This is a genomic window from Cellulosimicrobium sp. Marseille-Q8652, assembly GCF_965112045.1.
In genome coordinates this window covers 1662863-1680210 of the sequence record NZ_CBCOPS010000002.1, presented here as the reverse complement: position 1 = coordinate 1680210, position 17348 = coordinate 1662863, and the positions used below count along the sequence as shown (strand labels likewise).

Here is a 17348-nt window from a genome sequence, read left to right as displayed (position 1 = left end):
GAGGCGCGATGACCGACGCAGGCACCACCATGCCCATCCCCGAGGAGCGTGCAGGGGGACCGGTCCCGCCGGCGGGAGCCCGGACGACGAAGCTCGCGATCGTCGGGGCGGGGGCGGTCGGGTCGACCCTCGCGTACGCGGCGCTCATGCGCGGGGCGGCCCGCACGGTCGCGATGCTCGACGTCAACCGTGCCAAGGTCGACGCCGAGGTCCTCGACCTCCAGCACGGCATCCAGTTCATGCCCATGGCGAGGGTCGAGGGCTCCGACGACGTCGCGGTGTGCGCGGGCGCGGACGTCGTGGTCGTGACCGCCGGTGCGAAGCAGAAGCAGGGGCAGACCCGGCTCGACCTCGCGGAGGGCACGATCGGTCTCATGCGCACGATCCTGCCGGGGCTCGTGGAGGTCGCGCCGGACGCCGTCTACGTCATGGTCACCAACCCCGTCGACATCGTCACGTACGCCGCCCTGAAGTTCTCCGGCCTGCCGCCGGAGCGGCTCTTCGGCAGCGGGACGGTGCTCGACTCGTCGCGGCTGCGGTTCCTCGTCGCGCAGCACTGCGGCGTCGCGGTCCAGAACGTCCACGCCTACATCGCCGGCGAGCACGGCGACAGCGAGATCCCGCTCTGGAGCTCGGCGACGATCGGCGGTGTCCCGCTGCTCGAGTGGCCGGGGATCGCCGGCCACCCGCCGCTCTCCGAGGACGCGCGCGAGGCGATCGCCCGTGAGGTGGTCGAGTCGGCCTACCGGATCATCGAGGGCAAGGGCGCGACCAACTACGCCGTCGGCCTCGCCGCGACGCGCATCATCGAGGCGGTCCTGGGCGACGAGCACCGGCTCCTGCCCGTCTCGACGCTCCTGGACGGCGACTACGGGATCCACGACGTGTGCCTGTCGTTGCCGACGCTGCTCGACCGCCGCGGCGCGAGCGAGCGTGTCGACGTCCCGCTGTCCGACGCGGAGCTGACAGGTCTCCAGGGCTCCGCGGAGTCCCTGCGCGCGGTCGCGCGGCGGTTCGGCCTCTAGGAGCACGCGACGACGGGCCGGCGATCCCGCGGGAGGGATCGCCGGCCCGTCGTCGTGGGGGAGCGGCCGGGCCGGCGGCCGCGGCGCGGACGGACCGGTCCGTCAGAGGCTGCGCAGGACCGACACGACGCGCCCGAGCACCTGCGCGTCGTCGCCGGGGATCGGGTCGTACGCGGAGTTGTGGGGCATCAGCCACACGTGCCCGCCGCTGCGCTTGAACGTCTTGACGGTCGCCTCGCCGTCGATCATCGCCGCGACGATCTCGCCGTTCTCGGCGACGTTCTGCCGACGCACCACGACCCAGTCGCCGTCGCAGATCGCGGCGTCGACCATCGAGTCGCCCTGCACGCGGAGCAGGAAGAGCTCACCGTCCCCGACGAGCTGGCGCGGCAGCGGGAAGACGTCCTCGACGACCTGCTCCGCGAGGATCGGGCCGCCCGCGGCGATCCGGCCGACCACCGGGACGTAGGACGGCAGGGGGTGCGCCTCGTCGTGCACCTGCTCGTCGGCGACGCGGACGAGGGGAGCGGCGCGGCGGCCGTCGTCCGGCTGCACGACCTCGATGGCGCGCGGACGGTTCGGGTCCCGGCGCAGGTACCCCTTGCGCTCGAGCGTGGTGAGCTGGTGCTTGACCGAGGAGGGGCTCGTGAGCCCGACGGCCTCGCCGATCTCCCGCATGCTCGGGGGATACCCGCGCTGCTCGACGCACGAACGGATCGTGTCGAGGACGAGGCGCTGCCGTGGTGTCAGGCCGTCGCTGCCCGCCGTGCCGTCGGGGAGCTCGCGCACCTCGGCGAGCCCCGCACCCGTGTCCCTGCCGCGTCCCGCCATCGTGGTCTCCGCCCTCGTCGCCTCGCGGTCGACGCCCCGGTCGCAGGGAACCTGCACCCCGTACGGCACGCCGCCCTCCGTCGGTGGCGCCCGCGGCGTGGCCGGGGCGCCGGTCGACCCGTGCCCGGTGCGTCGTCCCTGGCGGGAGGCGCTCCGGGCCGGACGTGTCCGGTGGACATGTCCGGCGAACCGACCTGGTCCCAGGTTAGGGGAGAGCGCACCACGAATCAAACATCTGTTCGAGCATGTCTCGACTCCGTGGGTGGATCGTGATAGACCTTCGTACAGGTGTTCTACGCACAGGTGTTCGATCCGGCTCCCGGGTCGACGACGCAGACCTCGCCGGGCCGGAGCGACCGGGGAAGGCGCTCCGGCGCCGGCGAGGGACGGAGGCAGTGATGACGAGTGTGACGACAGGGTGGGACGGCCGGCTGGACCGGTCGGACCGCGGTGCGCGGCGTCAGGCCGGGACGGTGCGCCGCACGGGGGGCGCTCCCGAGGCGCCGCTCCGGCTGACCCGCCGGGGCCGGGTCGTCCTGGTGCTCCTCCTCGCGGTGCTCGTCGTGCTGGGCGCACGGGTCGGGAGCGCGGTCGCCGGCTCGGCGGGAGAGCCGGAGGAGGTGCGCGTCCACGTGGTCGCCGCGGGAGAGACGCTGTGGGACCACGCCGCACGCCTCGCGGATCCCGGTGAGGACGTGCGCGACGTCGTGGCGCGGATCGTCGACCTCAACGGCCTGTCGTCCTCGGGGCTCGCGGCAGGGCAGCGGCTGCTGCTCCCGGTCGACGGCTGAGGCACCGGACGTTCTGTGACCCAGGACACGCGGTGCGGCGCGATCAGGTGCTCTCCGGGGCTTGCGCTGACGATTAGGCGGCCCTAAGTTAGTGTCACCTCACTCGCCAGGCTGGGGGGCCGGGCGGGAGGCGGGGTCGGCGGTCAGCCGCCACCCCTGAGCACGTCGGCGCGTGCGAGGCGAGTCGCGCGCGAGATGGGGACGGGGGCGTCCCGACGGGGGCGACCGGAGACCGGTCGCCCCCGTTCTGCGTCTCCGGACGGCGGCGTCCCCGGTTCCGCACCGTCGCGCGGGCGTCGGCGTGTTGCACCGTCGCGGGGCGGCGGCATACGTTCGTCGCGCCGCTCTCGCCCTGCGAGTGCCGCGGAACCCCCAGCCGAGGAGAGTCGCCATGCACTGCCCGTTCTGCCGTCATGCGGACTCACGTGTCGTCGACTCCCGCACGTCGGACGACGGTGCGTCCATCCGCCGTCGTCGTCAGTGCCCGCAGTGCCAGCGACGCTTCACGACGATCGAGACGGCGAGCCTGTCCGTCGTCAAGCGGTCCGGTGTGACGGAGCCGTTCTCGCGCGAGAAGATCGTCAACGGCGTCCGCAAGGCGTGCCAGGGTCGACCCGTCAACGAGGACGACCTCGCGCTCCTCGCCCAGCGGGTCGAGGAGACGATCCGGGCCAGCGGGAGCGCCGAGCTCGACGCCTACGAGATCGGTCTCGCGATCCTCGGTCCCCTCCGCGAGCTCGACGAGGTCGCGTACCTGCGGTTCGCGAGCGTGTACCAGGCGTTCGACTCCCTCGAGGACTTCGAGAGCGCGATCACGTCGCTCCGTGTCGAGCGCGAGGAGCGGACCGCCGCCCGGTTGACCGGGGCGCGCGCTGACGCGGCGGTGGACGCGGGGGCCGCGACGGGCGGGCCCGAGGAGGCCGAGGGGACTGCCGGCGGCCTGGACGCCGCGTCCCCGACGCGCTGACCGGTGCGTCCGGACGCGCCGGACGTCAGAGGTCGCTCGAGCGGGACGCCCAGAGGTTGATCCCGGTGTCGGCCGGGACCGCCTCGACCGCACGGAGCTCCTCGTCGGTGAGGGCGGGGGCGCCGAGCGCGGCGAGGTTGTCGTCGAGCTGACGCGTGGAGCTCGCGCCGAGGAGCACCGACGTGACCCGCGCGTCGCGCAGGGCCCAGGCGATCGCCGTGGCGGCCAGCGAGCGGCCGTGCGCGCGTGCCAGGGTGTCGAGCCGGCGCACGTGCTCGAGGTTCTCCTGCGAGAGGAACTCCCCGCGCAGCGGTCCGCCGCGGGCCGCGCGCGAGTCGCGCGGCGTCCCGTGGAGGTACCGGTCCGTGAGCATGCCCTGGGCGAGCGGCGAGAACGCGACGACCCCCATGCCCGCGCGCGCGGCGACGTCGAGCACGCTCGTCCCCGAGGAGTCCGGGACCTCGATCCACCGGTTGAGCATCGAGTACGACACCTGGGTCACCACGAGCTCGACCCCGAGCTCGGTGGCGACCTGCAGCGCCTCGCGCGTGCGCTGCGCGGAGTACGACGAGATCCCGACGTACCGCGCGCGTCCCGAGCGCACGGCGCTCGCGAGGGCCCCGACGGTCTCGTGGAGCGGGGTGGTCGGGTCGTAGCGATGGCTGTAGAAGACGTCGACGTGGTCGAGGCCGAGCCGGCGCAGCGACGCGTCCAGCGACGACAGGAGGTACTTGCGCGAACCACCCTCGCCGTACGGCCCCGGACCCATGCGGTAGCCGGCCTTCGTGGTGACGACGAGCTCGTCGCGCACGGGGCGCAGCTCGCGCGCGAGCAGGCGGCCGAGCGACGACTCGGCCGCTCCGCCCGGTGGACCGTAGTTGTTCGCGAGGTCCAGGTGCGTCACGCCGCGGTCGACCGCGTGCAGGACGATCTCGCGCTGCGTCGCGAACGGGTCGGCCTCGCCGAAGTTCTGCCACAGCCCGAGCGAGACCGCCGGGAGCGTCAGGCCGGTCCGGCCGAGGCGCCGGTGCGGCAGCGCTCGAGGACCGGCGGGGACGGAGTCGTCGGGAGCGGTGTCGGGCACGTCCACGACGCTACCCGAGGGAGCGGCCGGGAAAGGACTGGCGTCGGCGCCTGGCGTAGGGGAGGCTGGCGGGGAGCCCGCGCCGTCGGGCTCCCGAGCATCCGACCTCGGCCGGGCCCGATCCCGGCCGATCCCCCTGACCCCGAGGACGAGGAGAACGCGATGGCGTCCGACCAGCAGCGCCCAGCAGCCGAGACGGCACCCAGCGACGAGGCCAAGGCGAAGTTCCGCGAGGCGCTCGACCGCAAGAACGCCGCGCAGCACCGCTCTGCGGACGGGGAGTCGAACACCGGCTCCGTGCACGGGTCGGAGACCGTCGGACCGGTGCAGCGCACCTTCCGCCGCAAGTCCGGCTGACCGCAGGAGCCCACGACGGGACCCTGCCGCCCCGTGCGGTCGGGTCCCGTCGTCGCGCTCCGGCCGGTCGGCGTCAGGGACCCGTGCCGGGCGACCGCTCGCCGGCGGCCGGCTCCGACCAGGCGGCGAGGAGGAACCGTCGACCGCTGATGGTCTGCGGCTCGATCCGCACCCACTCCTCGGTGGGGACGTCGACGAGCGGCGCGAGCGGCTCGACGGCGGACTCGACGGCAGCGACCTGCTCCGCCGTGTCGAGGCGGCGGGCCGTCCCGCGCACGACGACGCTCCACGCGGAGTCCTCCTCGACCCCGTCCCACTCGAGCGCGACACGGTCGTTGGTGACGAGCGTCGCGAGCTTGGTCCCCGGGATGGTGCGGAAGGTCAGCCCGCCGTCGTGCGCACGCACGCTCACGGGGTAGATGTCGGGCTCGCCCCGGACGCTCACGGCGAGCCGCGAGACGCGCGTGCCGGCGATGAGCTCCCAGCACGTGGCGGCGTCGAGGACCTCGGCGGCGTCGTTCGTGTATCCGGTCATGCTCCATCGTGGCACCGGGACGCCGCCGGCGCGCACGCGACGAAGGTCCTCCGTGACGGGGACCTTCGTCGCTCGCGCCGGGGCTCAGTCGAGGACGCGCAGGGCGATCGTCTGCTCCATGTCGGCGAGCGCGGTCACGACGGCCGGCTCGACGCGCGAGCCGACGTCCGTGACGACGTAGCCCAGCTCGCCGCGCGTCGCGAGGAGCTGGCCCTCGATGTTCGTGCCGTGCTCGGCCAGGGTCGCGTTGACGGCTGCGAGGACGCCCGGCGTGTTGCGGTGCAGGTGCGTGATGCGGGTGATCCCCGTGGTCTGCTCCAGCGCGAGGTTCGGCACGTTGACGCTGAGCGTCGTCGACCCGGTCGTGAGGTAGTCGCGCAGCTTCGACGACACGAACTGCCCGATCGCCTCCTGCGCCTCCTCCGTGGACCCGCCGATGTGCGGCGTGAGGATGACGTTCGGCAGGCCGCGCAGCTCGGAGTGGAACGAGTCGCCCTTGCGCTTGGGCTCCTCGGGGAAGACGTCGACGGCGGCCCCCGCGACGTGGCCCGACAGGATCGCCTCCCGCAGCGCGTCGTAGTCGACGACGAAGCCGCGCGACAGGTTGAGGAAGATCGCGCCCGGGCGCATGCGCGCGATCTGCTTGGCGCCGAACATGCCGGCGTTGCCGGCCCGGCCGTCGACGTGCAGGGTCACGACGTCGGCGGTCTCCAGGAGCTCGTCGAGCGTGTCCATGCGGCGGGCGTTGCCCAGCGCGAGCTTCTCCGCCGTGTCGTAGAACACGACGGACATGCCGAGGTTCTCCGCGACGACCGAGAGCTGCGTGCCGATGTTGCCGTAGCCCACGATCCCGAGCGTGCGTCCTCGCACCTCGTGGGCGCCCTCGGCCGACTTGTCCCACACGCCGTCGTGGAGCGCGCGGTCGCGCTCGGTGAGGCGGCGCGTCAGCGCGATGATCTCCGCGAGCGCGAGCTCCACGACCGACCGCGTGTTCTGGAACGGGGCGTTGAAGGCGGCGACGCCCTGGCTCGCCGCGGACCGCAGGTCGATCTGGTTCGTCCCGATGCAGAAGGCTCCGAGCGCGACGAGGTCGGGCGCGTTCTCGAGCACGTTCGCGGTGACGTTGGTCTTGGACCGGATGCCGAGCAGGTGGACGCCCTGGAGGGCGTCGATGAGCTCGGACTCGTCGAGCGCTCCGGTGCGGACGGTGACGTCGATCCCGGCGGCCTCGAGGTTCGAGGCGGCGAGCGGGTGCAGGTTTTCGAGGAGGAGGGCGCGTAGCACACCCCCATGGTGCGCCCCGTCCGCGGTGCGGACCAAACGGGTCTTGGCCCTCGGGACGACGTGACGGAGGCGGGCTACCGCGCGCCGAGCCCTGCCGGCAGGGGACGGGCGTGCACCACGACGAGACGCTGCGTGGGGCGGGTCATCGCGACGTAGAGGTCCGACGCGCCGGACTCGCCCTCGGCCACGTCCGCGGGCTCGACGAGGACCACGGCGTCGAACTCGAGCCCCTTGACCTGCACGGGGTCGAGGACGACGACGGGCGCGTCGGGGTCCGCGCGCCGCCCGGGTGCGTCGAGGTCCAGCGCGCTGCGCAGCGCCGGGAGGGCCGCGGTCGCCGCCACGACCGCGACGCGACCGGCCTCGCCTCCGACGAACGCCGACCGCGCGGACGCGACCTCGCGCCGCACCGCGTCCACGAGCGCGCCGCCCAGCTCACCACGGCCCGTCGCCGCACCGTCCGTGCTCCCGCCCGCGACCTCGACGAACCGGAGCGAGCCCGGGACCTCGCGCGCCGACGTGAGCGGCGAGACGGGCAGGCCGGCCGCGACGGCGGCGTCGCGCGCGGCGTCCGCGACCGCCGCGGGCGTCCGGTAGTTGACCGTGAGCTCGGCGAGGCGCCAGCCGTCGCGCAGCACCGGGTCGAGCGCGCCGGCCCACGAGCGCGCGCCCGCGAGCGACGACGTCTGCGCGACGTCCCCGACGATCGTGAACGACCGCGTCGGGCAGCGGCGGACGAGCATCCGCCACGCCATCGCCGACAGCTCCTGCGCCTCGTCCACCACGACGTGGCCGTACGTCCAGCTGCGGTCCTGCGCCGCGCGCTCGGCGGTCGTGAGCCGTGGGCCGCTCGCCGCGAACCGTTCCGCGAGCACGTCCGCGTCGACGATCCCGTCACCCGCGCCGGACGACTCGAGCACCTGGCGCGCGTACTCGAGGTCGCGCGCACGCTGCGCGGACTGCGCCGCGGCCTCGGCGCGCGCGACCTGGTCGTCCTCGCCGAGCAGGTCGGCCGCCTCGTCGAGCAGCGGGACGTCCGCCGGCGTCCACGGCGAACCCTTCGGCCGCTCGAGCAGGCGGCGGTCGGCCGGCGAGAGCTCGGGGGCGGCCTCCGCGAGCCGGTGCGGCTTGGTGTACAGGTCCTCGACGAGCCGCTCGGGCGTGATGGGCAGCCACGCGAGGTTGAGCGCGACCCGGACGTCGTGGTGCGACCGCAGGTCCTCCAGCGCGATCGTGCGGTCCTCGCCGACGAGCGCCTCGCCGAGCTGTGCGGCGTACTGGTCGACGAGCCGTCCGAGCATGTCACGGACGAACGTGACGCGCGCGAGGTTGTGCGGCTTGTGCGTGCGGCGTGCCTTCGCGATCGCGTCGCGCACGTCGCGCCGGCGGATGACGAGGTCGTGGCCGTCGAGCCGGACGGGCACGTCGTGGGCGGGGACCCGTTCGCGCGCACGCACGGCGCGACGCACCGCCGTCGCCATGACCGCGCGGCCCTTGACCCGGGCGACGCGCGGATCCTCGTCCCCGTCCGCGACGAGACCGGGCAGCAGGTCGGAGATCGTGGTGCTCACGACGCCCGTCTCGCCGAGGGACGGCAGGACCTGGTCGATGTACTGCAGGAACGACAGGCTGGGGCCGACGAGCAGCACGCCCGAGCGCTCGAGCACGCGCCGGTGCGCGTACAGGAGGTACGCGGCACGGTGCAGCGCGACCGCGGTCTTTCCCGTCCCCGGACCGCCCTGGACGACGAGGGCCCCGCCGAGCGGGGACCGGATGATCGCGTCCTGCTCCGCCTGGATCGTCGCGACGATGTCGCCCATGCGGCCGGTGCGGCCCGCCGCCATCGCGGCGAGCAGGGCACCCTCCCCGGAGAGCGTCGAGCCCGCGACGTCCGCCGGTGCGTCGAGGTCGAGCAGCTCGTCCTCGATCCCCGTGACCTCGCGACGGTGCGTCACGAGGTGCCGCCGGCGCACGACGCCGTCCGGGTGCGCGGCGGTTGCGCGGTAGAACGCCTGCGCGGCGGGCGCGCGCCAGTCCGTCAGGAGGCTCGTGTGCTCGGCGTCGGTGAGCCCGATGCGTCCCACGTAGCGCCGCGTGGAGTCCTCGAGGTCGAGCCGGCCGAAGGCGAGCCGGTCCTCCACGGCGTCGAGCTGCGCGACCCGGTCCTCGTAGAGCGTCGCGAACGCGTCGCGCTCGCTCCGGTTCTGGGGCGATCCGGACGGTCCCGACCGGCGGACCGCGTCGAGACGCGCGCGGGACGCGGCACGCAGCTCGTCCAGACGTGCGTAGAGGGCGTCCACGATCTCCTGCTCGAGCCGGAGCTCGTCCGAACGTCCCACGTCTTCCTCTCGTCCGTCCCGCGCGTCGGGCCGCCGCCGTCCGCGCCGCCCGACCTCGTCTGCCGCACCGACCGCCCGCGCCTGCCGTACCGTGACGCGGCCGTCCATTATGGCGCACCGCGCGCGCCGTCCGGCACGACCGGGGCGTCGCGCCGGGCCGGACGGGCAGGGGCCGCTAGGATCGGTGGCCATGGCGACTGGTGGGGAGCGGACGTCGTGACCGGCGAGCCCGGGCACGGCCCCGTCGCAGGGCCCCCCGACGCCGCGGGCGCCCCGGGCGGTACCGGCGCGGCCGGTGGTGCCACCGACCGGTCCGTGCTCGCCCCGTCCGACGTGCTGCGGATCCTGCTCGTGGAGGACGACGACGGCGACGCCCTCCTCGTCGAGGAGCTGCTCTCCGACGCGAGCCTCAAGGTCGAGCTGCACCGGGCGACGACGCTCGACCTCGCGCTCGAGATGCTCCCGGCCCGCCCCGTCGACTGCGTGCTGCTCGACCTCGGCCTCCCCGACTCGGTCGGCCTCGGCGGGGTCGAGCGCCTGCGGGCCGGCGTGAGCCCGCCCGCGCTCGTGGTGCTCACCGGGCACTCGGGCATCGACCTGGGCGTCCAGGCCGTCGCGGCGGGCGCCGACGACTACCTCGTCAAGGGCGAGGTCGGCGGCGACCTGCTCGGGCGCTCGCTGCGCTACGCCGTGCAGCGGCGCAAGTCCGAGGAGCAGCAGCGGGCGCTGTACCGCAGCGAGGTGCGGGCGGCCGAGACGGCCCGGCTCGAGCGCGCGCTGCTGCCCACGCCGCTCGTCCAGGACGAGCGGCTCGCGGTCATGGTCGGCTACGTGCCCGGCGGGAACGGCCTCCTCGGCGGGGACTTCTACGACGCCGTCGAGCGGCCCGACGGGTCCGTGCTGTGCGTGATCGGCGACGTCGCGGGCCACGGGCCCGACGAGGCCGCGCTCGGCGCGACGCTGCGCACCGCGTGGCGGACCATCGTCCTCTCGGACACGGAGCCGGCGGGGATCCTGCCGCTGCTCGAGCGCGTCCTCGTGCCCGAGCGCGCGCGGCCGGAGGTCTTCGTCACGCTCTGCCAGGTGGTCGTCGACCCCGGTCGGCGGTTCGCGGACATCCATCTCGCGGGACACCTCGCGCCGCTCCTGCTGCAGGAGAGCGCGACGGAGATCGTGCCGACGGCGCGCGGGCGGGCGCTCGGGATCCCGGTCGACGGCGGGTGGTCCGCCCAGCGCGTCGAGCTCGGCGGCCGGTGGGCGCTCATGCTGTACACGGACGGGCTCGTCGAGGCGACGGTCGCGGACCCGGAGGCGACCTCGCGCGGGGCCCGTCCGCAGCGCATCGGCGTCGACGGCCTGCGACGTGCGGTCGACACGGCCCTCGAGCACGGGACCGAGGGGATCGTCGAGCGGGTCTTCCGCCGCGTGCGCGACCTCCACGGCGGACCCCTCGCCGACGACGCCGCGCTGCTCGTCATCGGCTGGGCCGGCGACGACGCGCCCGTGCCGGCCGAGCGCACCGCGACGCTCGCCGACTCCGACGAGTGGGCACGGTGAGCGTGAGCGCGAGCCGCAGGGCGCCCACCCTGCGCCGTCGGCTGGGGTGGGCGCTCGTCGTCGCGGGCGTGATCGTGCTGGGCGTCGTGACGACGTCGGCGCTCGCGCTCTCGCGCGTGCTCGCCCTCCAGGACGAGATCACGGGACCCTACTTCGACGCCGTCACCCAGGCCGACTCGTCGTTCGTCGCTCTGCTGGACACGGAGTCGGCCGTGCGCTCGTACGCGGCGACCGGCGACGAGACCGCGCTCGAGGCCTACGGACGTGCGGTGGGTGGTGACGGGACCGTCGCGATCGCCGACCCCGCGGACCTCGCGCGGCTCGGCTCCGGCGACGGCCTGACCGCCGCGCACGACGAGGCGCTGCGCGCGGTCGACGCGTGGTTCACCGACTACGCCGAGCCCGCGATCGAGAGCACGGGGCGCGCGGGACCGGGCACCGTCTCGCGGGTGGAGCGTGCCGACGGGGCCGCGCTCTTCGCCGAGGCGCGAGCCGCCACGGGGCGGTACGTCGTAGACCTGCGCGCCGAGCGCGCGGAGGCGGTCGAGGCGCTGGACCGCTGGAGCCGCGTCCTCTTCGGCAGCGTCCTCGTGCTCGTCGGGGCGGCGCTCGCGGTGGGGATCATCCTGTGGGTGTGCCTCAAGCGATGGGTCACCGAGCCGGTCGCGCAGCTCGCCCACCGCGTCCGCCTCGTCAGCTCGGGCCAGCTCGACGAGCCCGTCGTCACGTCGGGTCCCGCGGAGATCGCGGACCTCGCGCAGGACGTCGAGCACATGCGCGTCGAGCTCGTGAGCCAGGTCGCGGAGATCAAGGCGTCCCACGCGGACGCGGCGCGCGCGCACGAGCTGCTCGAGGAGCAGGCCCACGAGCTCGAGCGCTCCAACCGCGACCTCGAGCAGTTCGCCTACGTCGCCTCGCACGACCTGCAGGAGCCCCTGCGCAAGGTCGCGAGCTTCACGCAGCTGCTCAAGAAGCGGTACGGCGGCGAGCTCGACGACCGGGCCGACCAGTACATCGACTTCGCCGTCGACGGCGCCAAGCGCATGCAGCGGCTCATCCAGGACCTGCTGGGGTTCTCGCGCGTCGGGCGGACCGGGACGGAGCGCGTCGACGTCGACCTCGAGGCGTCGCTCGCGCTGGCGCTCGACGACCTCTCCGAGACGATCGGCGCGACCGGTGCCACCGTCACGCACGACCCGCTGCCCGTCGTCGTCGGCGAGCGGGCCCTGCTCCAGCAGCTGTTCGCGAACCTCGTCGGCAACGCGCTGAAGTTCCGGGCGCCGGACCGCCCGCCGGTCGTCCACGTGGGCGTCCTCGCGCACGACACCCACTGGGAGCTCTCGGTCGCCGACAACGGGATCGGGATCGACCCGCAGTACGCGGAGCGCGTGTTCGTCATCTTCCAGCGGCTGCACGCGAAGGACGTGTACGAGGGCACCGGCATCGGGCTCGCGCTGTGCAAGCGCATCGTCGAGTACCACGGCGGGCGTATCTGGATCGAGCCGCGCGACGGCGGGACGACGGTCCGCTTCACGCTCGCGCACGCCTACGTCCACGCGCAGGTCGGATACGCTCGCACCGACGACGCCGGCCCGAGGACGGGCCGCGACCCCGAGGAGACCACCGCATGAGCCACGGCACGAAGCCGATCGACGTCCTGCTCGTCGAGGACGACCCGGGCGACGTGCTCATGACGCGCGAGGCGTTCGAGGACCACAAGGTCACGAACCGGCTGTCGGTCGTCTCGGACGGCGTGAGCGCGCTGGCGTTCCTGCGCAAGGAGGGGGAGCACGCCGGCGCCCCGACGCCCGACCTCATCCTGCTCGACCTCAACCTTCCGCGCATGGACGGCCGGGAGGTCCTCGCGGAGCTCAAGAAGGACGACGCGCTGCGTCAGATCCCCGTCGTGGTGCTCACGACGTCGGAGGCCGAGGAGGACGTGGTCCGCAGCTACTCCCTGCACGCCAACGCCTACGTGACGAAGCCCGTCGACTTCGACCGCTTCATCGACGTCGTCCGGCAGATCGACGACTTCTTCGTCTCGGTCGTCCGCCTGCCCGGTCGCTGAGCGCCCGCGGGCCAGCGCCGGCCGCGCCTCCCACGCACGTGCGCCGGGAAGGATCTGCCGGTGCGACGCGTTGTCGACCACAGGCCTCCGCGCACGACGGCGGACGGCGTAGGACGCGACGAGGAGGACGGATGCTGGACCCCCGGGAGATCTACGAGCTCGACGAGGACGCGGTCGCGCGCCTGTGGCCGAGCACGCCCGAGCCGGGCGCCGGTCCGGTCCTGGTGCACGCGATCGCCGGCTTCGTGGACGCCGGGAGCACCGGCGAGCGCGCCGTCGAGCACCTGCTCGAGGTGGGCGAGGTCACCCGGCTGGTGACGTTCGACGTCGACCAGCTCCTCGACTACCGCTCGAAGCGCGCGACCATGACGTTCAGCACGGACCGGTGGTCCGCGTACGACGAGCCGCGGCTCGTCGTCGACCACGTGCGCGACGCCGAGGGGTCGGGGTTCCTGCTGCTGCACGGCGCGGAGCCCGACCTCCAGTGGGAGCGCGTGGTCGCCGCGCTGCGCGGCGTGGTCGACCGGCTGCGGGTGTCGTTGACCGTCGGCATCCACGGGATCCCCATGGGCATCCCGCACACGCGCCCGCTGTCCGTGACGGCCCACGCGACGCGCCCCGAGCTCGTCGCGGAGCACGCGTCGTGGTTCGGGACGGTGAAGGTACCCGCGAGCCTCGCGGCGCTGCTGGAGCTGCGGCTCGGCGAGGCGGGCCACGACGCGGTCGGCTACACCGTGCACGTCCCGCACTACCTCGCCCAGTCCGCGTACCCGCCCGCGACGGTGGTCGCGCTCGAGCACGTCCAGCGACTGACCGGTCTCGACCTGGCGACGTCCGGCCTGGCCGAGGCCGCCCAGGACGCGACGACCGAGGTCGAGCGGCAGGTCCGCGACTCCGAGGAGGTCGCGGCCGTCGTGCACGCGCTCGAGGAGCAGTACGACGCGTTCGCCCGCGCGGTGGGTCGTACCAGCCTCCTCGCGGACACCGCGCCGATCCCGACCGCGGACGAGCTGGGCGCCGAGTTCGAGCGCTTCCTCGCGCAGCAGGGGGACTGACCGCCCGCCGGGGTATGTGCCGACAAATCCGTACGAGACACCGCGATTCTGCGTGGCACATCCCACACCCTCCGTGCCAGACTGTCACCCGCTGCAGTGACGAGCTCGCGCACGACCCGGTGCCGGCCGCACGGGCCGACGCGTGATCGAGCGCCCCGGACGGGCGTCGCGCCGGCCCTCGGGGCCGGTCGCCGGCGAAGGACGTGGGACGTCGCGCTGTGGCGCACGGGGTGGACGAAGGGTCCGCTCGCCGACGTCCCGGACGGACAGAAGGTCAGAGGAACAGCATGGCGCAGGGTTCTGTGAAGTGGTTCAACGCCGAGAAGGGCTTCGGCTTCATCGCGCAGGACGGCGGGGGTGCCGACGTCTTCGTGCACTACTCGGCGATCGAGACGCAGGGGTACCGCACGCTCGACGAGGCGCAGCGGGTCGAGTTCGAGATCACCCAGGGCCCCAAGGGCCCGCAGGCGGAGAACGTCCGCCCGCTCTGACGGCCGCGCCGGCGGCACCAGCCCGCCCGGCGGTCCTCGCACAGGAGCCGCGTCCCGCGTCGGGGCGCGGCTCCTGCGCGTCCGGGGCCGTCGAGCCTGCGCGTCCGGGGCCGTCGCGGCCCGCCGCAGGTCCGGCGCCCGCGGGGACCGAGGCCGTCACGGGACGGTCGGGGAGGGCGCGGTCGCAGGCGGGTCCTCGAAGGGGCGGGCCGCGCCGACGAAGGCCTCGAGGTCCGTCCCCACGAGGACGCGCGCGGGGACGGGCAGGGTGCGCGCCGCGCGCGCCAGGCTCGCGGAGGCGAGGTCGACGGGGACCGGGCCCGGGCGGGCCGCCACGAGCACGAGGTTGCCGTAGCGCCGGCCCTTGAGCTGACCGGGCTCCGCGATCGCGGCGAGCCGGGACCCGTGGGGGTCGTGCGAGCCGTCGGCCGGGCGGGCGTCCTGCGCGGTCCCGACCGGGTCGTCGGGGGCTGCGACCGTCGCGAGCGTCGCCAGCTCACGGCGCGCGGTCGTCAGCGGCGGGCGGTCCGCGCAGTTCGCCAGGTACAGGCCACCCGGGCGCAGCACGCGGCGGACCTCGCGAGCGGTGCCGAGCGTCACGAGGTGCTCCGGCGTCGCGTCCCCGGCGAAGACGTCCCGGACGACGACGTCGAAGGCCCCGTCGGCGAACGTCGTCAGCGCGTGGCGCGCGTCGTCGGCACGCAGTCGCAGGCGCGGCGACCGGGGCAGGTCGAACCACTCGCGCACGAGCTCGAGGAGCCGGGCGTCGAGGTCGACGCCCACCTGCGTCGAGCCGGGGCGGGTGTGCTCCACCCAGCGTGCGAGCGTGCACCCGGCGGCCCCGAGGTGGAGCACGCGCAACGGCCCGGGCGGCGCGTGGTCGACGACCGCCGCCATCTGCTGCATGTACTCGAACGCGAGGAAACCGGGGTCGTCGAGGTCGAGGTGGGAGCTCGGCACGTCGTTGACGTACAGGGTCACCGCGCCGTCGTGGTCGGGGTCGCGCTCGAGCCGGGCGGTCCCCGTCGTCGTGGTGACCGGCCCCTCCGGCAGCTCGCGGCCGCGCGGGGACGGGGCCCCCCGACGGCGGGCACGCGGTGTGGGTGGCTCGGAAGACGCTGTGACGGTACGGGGGGACCGGCGGGCACGACGAGCCATGCGCCCACCGTACGGTGCGGCGACCGACGGCGTTGACAGGTATCGAACACGTGTTCGATAGTGGTGGTGGAGGTGCGCGATGTCGAAGATCACGAGTGGTGCCGTTCCGGCCCCCGTCCCCGGCGAGGTCGGGCGGATGCTCGCGCGTGCGGACGCCGAGCTCGTCTGCGCGGCGCTCGCGACGGACCCTGCCGAGCGCTTCGTGCACGCGCACCTGGGCGCGCTGAGGGCGGCGGCGGCGGTCGTCGCTCTCCGGGGCCGGCCGGTGCGTCGCGGTCGGGCGCGGCCCGTGTGGGACCAGCTCAGCGACGCCGAGCCGGGCCTGGCCGCGTGGTCCGTGTACTTCGCCGGGGGCGCCCGGGTGCGTGCCGCCGTCGACGCCGGCCGGTCCGACGCGGTCGACGCCCGCCGGGCCGACGAGCTGCTGGCGTGCGCCGAGGACTTCCGCGACGAGGTCGCGATGCTCGTCGACCCCGACGCGGGGTTCGCGCGGCTCCCGGGCGTGCGCTCGGTCGCGTCATGACCACGTCGGCGCGCCCGCGATGAGCAGGGGGCCCCGTGCCACGGTGCGGCGCGACTGGGGCGGCGACGAGGAGGGGTGCTCGATCCTGCACGTCGACATGGACGCGTTCTTCGCGTCCGTGGAGCTCGCGCGGCGTCCCGAGCTGCGCGGTCGCCCCGTGATCGTCGGGGGTGCCGAGCGGGGGGTGGTCCTGGCCGCGACCTACGAGGCGCGTGCCTTCGGGGTGCACTCGGCGATGCCGATGACCGCCGCGCGCAGGGCGTGCCCGCAGGCGGTCGTCGTCCCGCCGGACCACGGTCGCTACCACGAGGTCTCGCGCTCGGTCATGGAGATGCTCGGGGAGGTCACCGCGCTCGTCGAGCAGGTGAGCGTCGACGAGGCCTTCCTCGACGTGAGCGGAGCCCGCCGCAGGCTCGGCCCGCCCACCGTGATCGGCGCCGCCCTGCGGGACCGGGTCCGCGCGGCGCACGGCATCACGTGCTCGGTCGGCGTCGCGACGACGAAGTTCGTCGCCAAGCTGGCCTCGACGCACGCCAAGCCCGACGGGATGCTCCTGGTCCCCGCGGCCGCCACGGTGCCGTTCCTCAGGACGCTGCCCGTCGGCGCGCTGTGGGGCGTGGGGGAGCGCACGGAGCAGGCGCTGGCCCAGTGGGGGATCCGCACGGTCGCCGAGCTCGCCGACACCGACGTGCCGGTGCTGCAGGCGGCGGTGGGCAAGGTGGCGGGGGCGCACCTGCACGACCTCGCGTGGGGCCGCGACCCGAGGCCCGTGGAGCCCGAGCGGTCGGAGCGGTCGATCGGCGCCGAGACGACGTTCGAGCACGACCTGCACGATCTCGGCGCGGTCCAGGTCCGCGTGCTCGAGCTCGCCGACCGCTGCGCGGCGCGGCTGCGGCAGCACGGGCTCGTGGCCCGCACCGTGAGCGTGAAGGTCCGCACGAGCGACTTCCGGACGGTGACCCGGTCCCGCACCCTGGGGTCGCCGACGGACGTCGCGCGGGAGATCTATCTCGTCGCGCGCGAGCTCGTCGCCGGGGTGGACCTGCGCGGGCTCGCCGTGCGTCTCGTGGGGGTCCGTGCCGAGGGGCTGGAGGTCCGGCAGGGGTCGGTCGCCCAGCCGACCCTGGACGAGGCGGTCGACGAGCACGGGGCCACCCGGCGGCGCGCGGAGGAGGCCGTGGACGCCGTCCGGGGCCGGTTCGGGGTGAGATCCATCGCGATGGGGCCCCGAGGACGCCGCTCGACTACCACGCCCGCTGATGTGGATCTATCCTGAGGGTGTC

17 protein-coding genes are annotated in these 17348 nt (G+C 74.6%); 11 read left to right on the top strand and 6 right to left on the bottom strand.

Annotation, left to right across the window (positions count from 1 at the left end):
• Positions 1–29 precede the first annotated feature (29 nt).
• Positions 30–1025 carry an L-lactate dehydrogenase gene (locus tag ACWPWV_RS17525; RefSeq protein WP_454044585.1) on the top strand — a complete coding sequence of 332 codons (996 nt, stop codon included), beginning with the start codon at positions 30–32 and terminating at the stop codon, positions 1023–1025.
• A 102-nt stretch (positions 1026–1127) separates the two neighbouring features.
• Here the strand turns inward: ACWPWV_RS17525 and lexA are convergent, their stop codons facing one another.
• Positions 1128–1856, bottom strand: a complete 729-nt coding sequence (gene lexA, locus ACWPWV_RS17520) for a transcriptional repressor LexA (protein ID WP_454044584.1) — start codon at positions 1854–1856, stop codon at positions 1128–1130.
• A gap of 398 nt (positions 1857–2254) precedes the next feature.
• Here lexA and ACWPWV_RS17515 point away from each other — a divergent pair, with 398 nt between their 5' ends.
• A complete protein-coding gene (locus tag ACWPWV_RS17515) occupies positions 2255–2647 on the top strand; it encodes a LysM peptidoglycan-binding domain-containing protein (protein ID WP_454044181.1) in 393 nt (130 codons plus the stop codon).
• 391 nt (positions 2648–3038) lie between these two features.
• Positions 3039–3614 carry a transcriptional regulator NrdR gene (gene nrdR / locus ACWPWV_RS17510; RefSeq protein WP_454044180.1) on the top strand — a complete coding sequence of 192 codons (576 nt, stop codon included), beginning with the start codon at positions 3039–3041 and terminating at the stop codon, positions 3612–3614.
• 25 nt (positions 3615–3639) lie between these two features.
• Here the strand turns inward: nrdR and ACWPWV_RS17505 are convergent, their stop codons facing one another.
• On the bottom strand, positions 3640–4698 hold the full coding sequence (locus ACWPWV_RS17505; protein ID WP_454044179.1) for an aldo/keto reductase: 1059 nt from the start codon (positions 4696–4698) through the stop codon (positions 3640–3642).
• A gap of 162 nt (positions 4699–4860) precedes the next feature.
• On the opposite strand from ACWPWV_RS17505, the gene ACWPWV_RS17500 reads away from it, so the two are divergent.
• Positions 4861–5055: a DUF5302 domain-containing protein gene (locus tag ACWPWV_RS17500; protein ID WP_454044178.1), complete on the top strand. Its 195-nt coding sequence runs from the start codon at positions 4861–4863 to the stop codon at positions 5053–5055.
• Positions 5056–5128: 73 nt separating this feature from the next.
• Here ACWPWV_RS17500 and ACWPWV_RS17495 read toward each other — a convergent pair whose 3' ends face one another.
• From ACWPWV_RS17495 to ACWPWV_RS17485, 3 genes are all read right to left on the bottom strand, one after another.
• Positions 5129–5590 carry a pyridoxamine 5'-phosphate oxidase family protein gene (locus ACWPWV_RS17495; RefSeq protein ID WP_454044177.1) on the bottom strand — a complete coding sequence of 154 codons (462 nt, stop codon included), beginning with the start codon at positions 5588–5590 and terminating at the stop codon, positions 5129–5131.
• Positions 5591–5674: 84 nt separating this feature from the next.
• Entirely contained in the window at positions 5675–6874 is a 1200-nt protein-coding gene (gene serA / locus ACWPWV_RS17490; protein WP_454044176.1) for a phosphoglycerate dehydrogenase, read from the bottom strand.
• A 74-nt stretch (positions 6875–6948) separates the two neighbouring features.
• The gene (locus ACWPWV_RS17485) at positions 6949–9321 is read right to left on the bottom strand and encodes a HelD family protein (protein WP_454044175.1); all 2373 of its coding nucleotides are present in this window, start codon (positions 9319–9321) and stop codon (positions 6949–6951) included.
• A 108-nt stretch (positions 9322–9429) separates the two neighbouring features.
• Between ACWPWV_RS17485 and ACWPWV_RS17480 the strand changes: the two genes are divergently transcribed.
• The 5 genes from ACWPWV_RS17480 (at position 9430) to ACWPWV_RS17460 (ending at position 14384) form a co-directional block, all read left to right on the top strand.
• On the top strand, positions 9430–10770 hold the full coding sequence (locus ACWPWV_RS17480) for a PP2C family protein-serine/threonine phosphatase (RefSeq protein WP_454044174.1): 1341 nt from the start codon (positions 9430–9432) through the stop codon (positions 10768–10770).
• A 2-nt stretch (positions 10771–10772) separates the two neighbouring features.
• Complete coding sequence (locus ACWPWV_RS17475; protein WP_454044173.1) at positions 10773–12401, top strand: sensor histidine kinase; 1629 nt, start codon at positions 10773–10775, stop codon at positions 12399–12401.
• On the top strand, positions 12398–12838 hold the full coding sequence (locus ACWPWV_RS17470) for a response regulator (RefSeq protein ID WP_454044172.1): 441 nt from the start codon (positions 12398–12400) through the stop codon (positions 12836–12838). Before ACWPWV_RS17475 ends, ACWPWV_RS17470 begins: the two co-directional genes overlap by 4 nt.
• Before the next feature lie 131 nt (positions 12839–12969).
• The gene (locus ACWPWV_RS17465; RefSeq protein ID WP_454044171.1) at positions 12970–13893 is read left to right on the top strand and encodes a proteasome assembly chaperone family protein; all 924 of its coding nucleotides are present in this window, start codon (positions 12970–12972) and stop codon (positions 13891–13893) included.
• 287 nt (positions 13894–14180) lie between these two features.
• Positions 14181–14384, top strand: coding sequence for a cold-shock protein (locus ACWPWV_RS17460; RefSeq protein ID WP_251150730.1), 204 nt, complete (start codon positions 14181–14183; stop codon positions 14382–14384).
• A 156-nt stretch (positions 14385–14540) separates the two neighbouring features.
• On the opposite strand, the gene ACWPWV_RS17455 is transcribed toward ACWPWV_RS17460, so the two are convergent.
• On the bottom strand, positions 14541–15365 hold the full coding sequence (locus ACWPWV_RS17455) for a spermidine synthase (protein ID WP_454044170.1): 825 nt from the start codon (positions 15363–15365) through the stop codon (positions 14541–14543).
• A 256-nt stretch (positions 15366–15621) separates the two neighbouring features.
• Between ACWPWV_RS17455 and ACWPWV_RS17450 the strand changes: the two genes are divergently transcribed.
• On the top strand, positions 15622–16065 hold the full coding sequence (locus ACWPWV_RS17450; protein WP_454044169.1) for an SAV_6107 family HEPN domain-containing protein: 444 nt from the start codon (positions 15622–15624) through the stop codon (positions 16063–16065).
• A 19-nt stretch (positions 16066–16084) separates the two neighbouring features.
• Positions 16085–17341 (top strand): DNA polymerase IV, encoded by a 1257-nt coding sequence (locus tag ACWPWV_RS17445; RefSeq protein ID WP_454044168.1) that lies wholly within the window; start codon positions 16085–16087, stop codon positions 17339–17341.
• Positions 17342–17348 lie beyond the last annotated feature (7 nt).

Excerpts from the sequence above, each read along its gene's own strand:
- ACWPWV_RS17470 (WP_454044172.1), top strand. The coding sequence starts at position 12,398 with ATGAGCCACGGCACGAAGCCGATCGACGTCCTGCTCGTCGAGGACGAC.
- ACWPWV_RS17515 (WP_454044181.1), top strand. The coding sequence starts at position 2,255 with ATGACGAGTGTGACGACAGGGTGGGACGGCCGGCTGGACCGGTCGGAC.
- ACWPWV_RS17460 (WP_251150730.1), top strand. The coding sequence starts at position 14,181 with ATGGCGCAGGGTTCTGTGAAGTGGTTCAACGCCGAGAAGGGCTTCGGC.
- ACWPWV_RS17500 (WP_454044178.1), top strand. The coding sequence starts at position 4,861 with ATGGCGTCCGACCAGCAGCGCCCAGCAGCCGAGACGGCACCCAGCGAC.
- ACWPWV_RS17450 (WP_454044169.1), top strand. The coding sequence starts at position 15,622 with ATGTCGAAGATCACGAGTGGTGCCGTTCCGGCCCCCGTCCCCGGCGAG.
- ACWPWV_RS17495 (WP_454044177.1), bottom strand. The coding sequence starts at position 5,590 with ATGACCGGATACACGAACGACGCCGCCGAGGTCCTCGACGCCGCCACG.
- ACWPWV_RS17465 (WP_454044171.1), top strand. The coding sequence starts at position 12,970 with ATGCTGGACCCCCGGGAGATCTACGAGCTCGACGAGGACGCGGTCGCG.
- ACWPWV_RS17445 (WP_454044168.1), top strand. The coding sequence starts at position 16,085 with ATGAGCAGGGGGCCCCGTGCCACGGTGCGGCGCGACTGGGGCGGCGAC.
- nrdR (WP_454044180.1), top strand. The coding sequence starts at position 3,039 with ATGCACTGCCCGTTCTGCCGTCATGCGGACTCACGTGTCGTCGACTCC.
- ACWPWV_RS17525 (WP_454044585.1), top strand. The coding sequence starts at position 30 with ATGCCCATCCCCGAGGAGCGTGCAGGGGGACCGGTCCCGCCGGCGGGA.
- ACWPWV_RS17485 (WP_454044175.1), bottom strand. The coding sequence starts at position 9,321 with ATGGACGGCCGCGTCACGGTACGGCAGGCGCGGGCGGTCGGTGCGGCA.
- lexA (WP_454044584.1), bottom strand. The coding sequence starts at position 1,856 with ATGGCGGGACGCGGCAGGGACACGGGTGCGGGGCTCGCCGAGGTGCGC.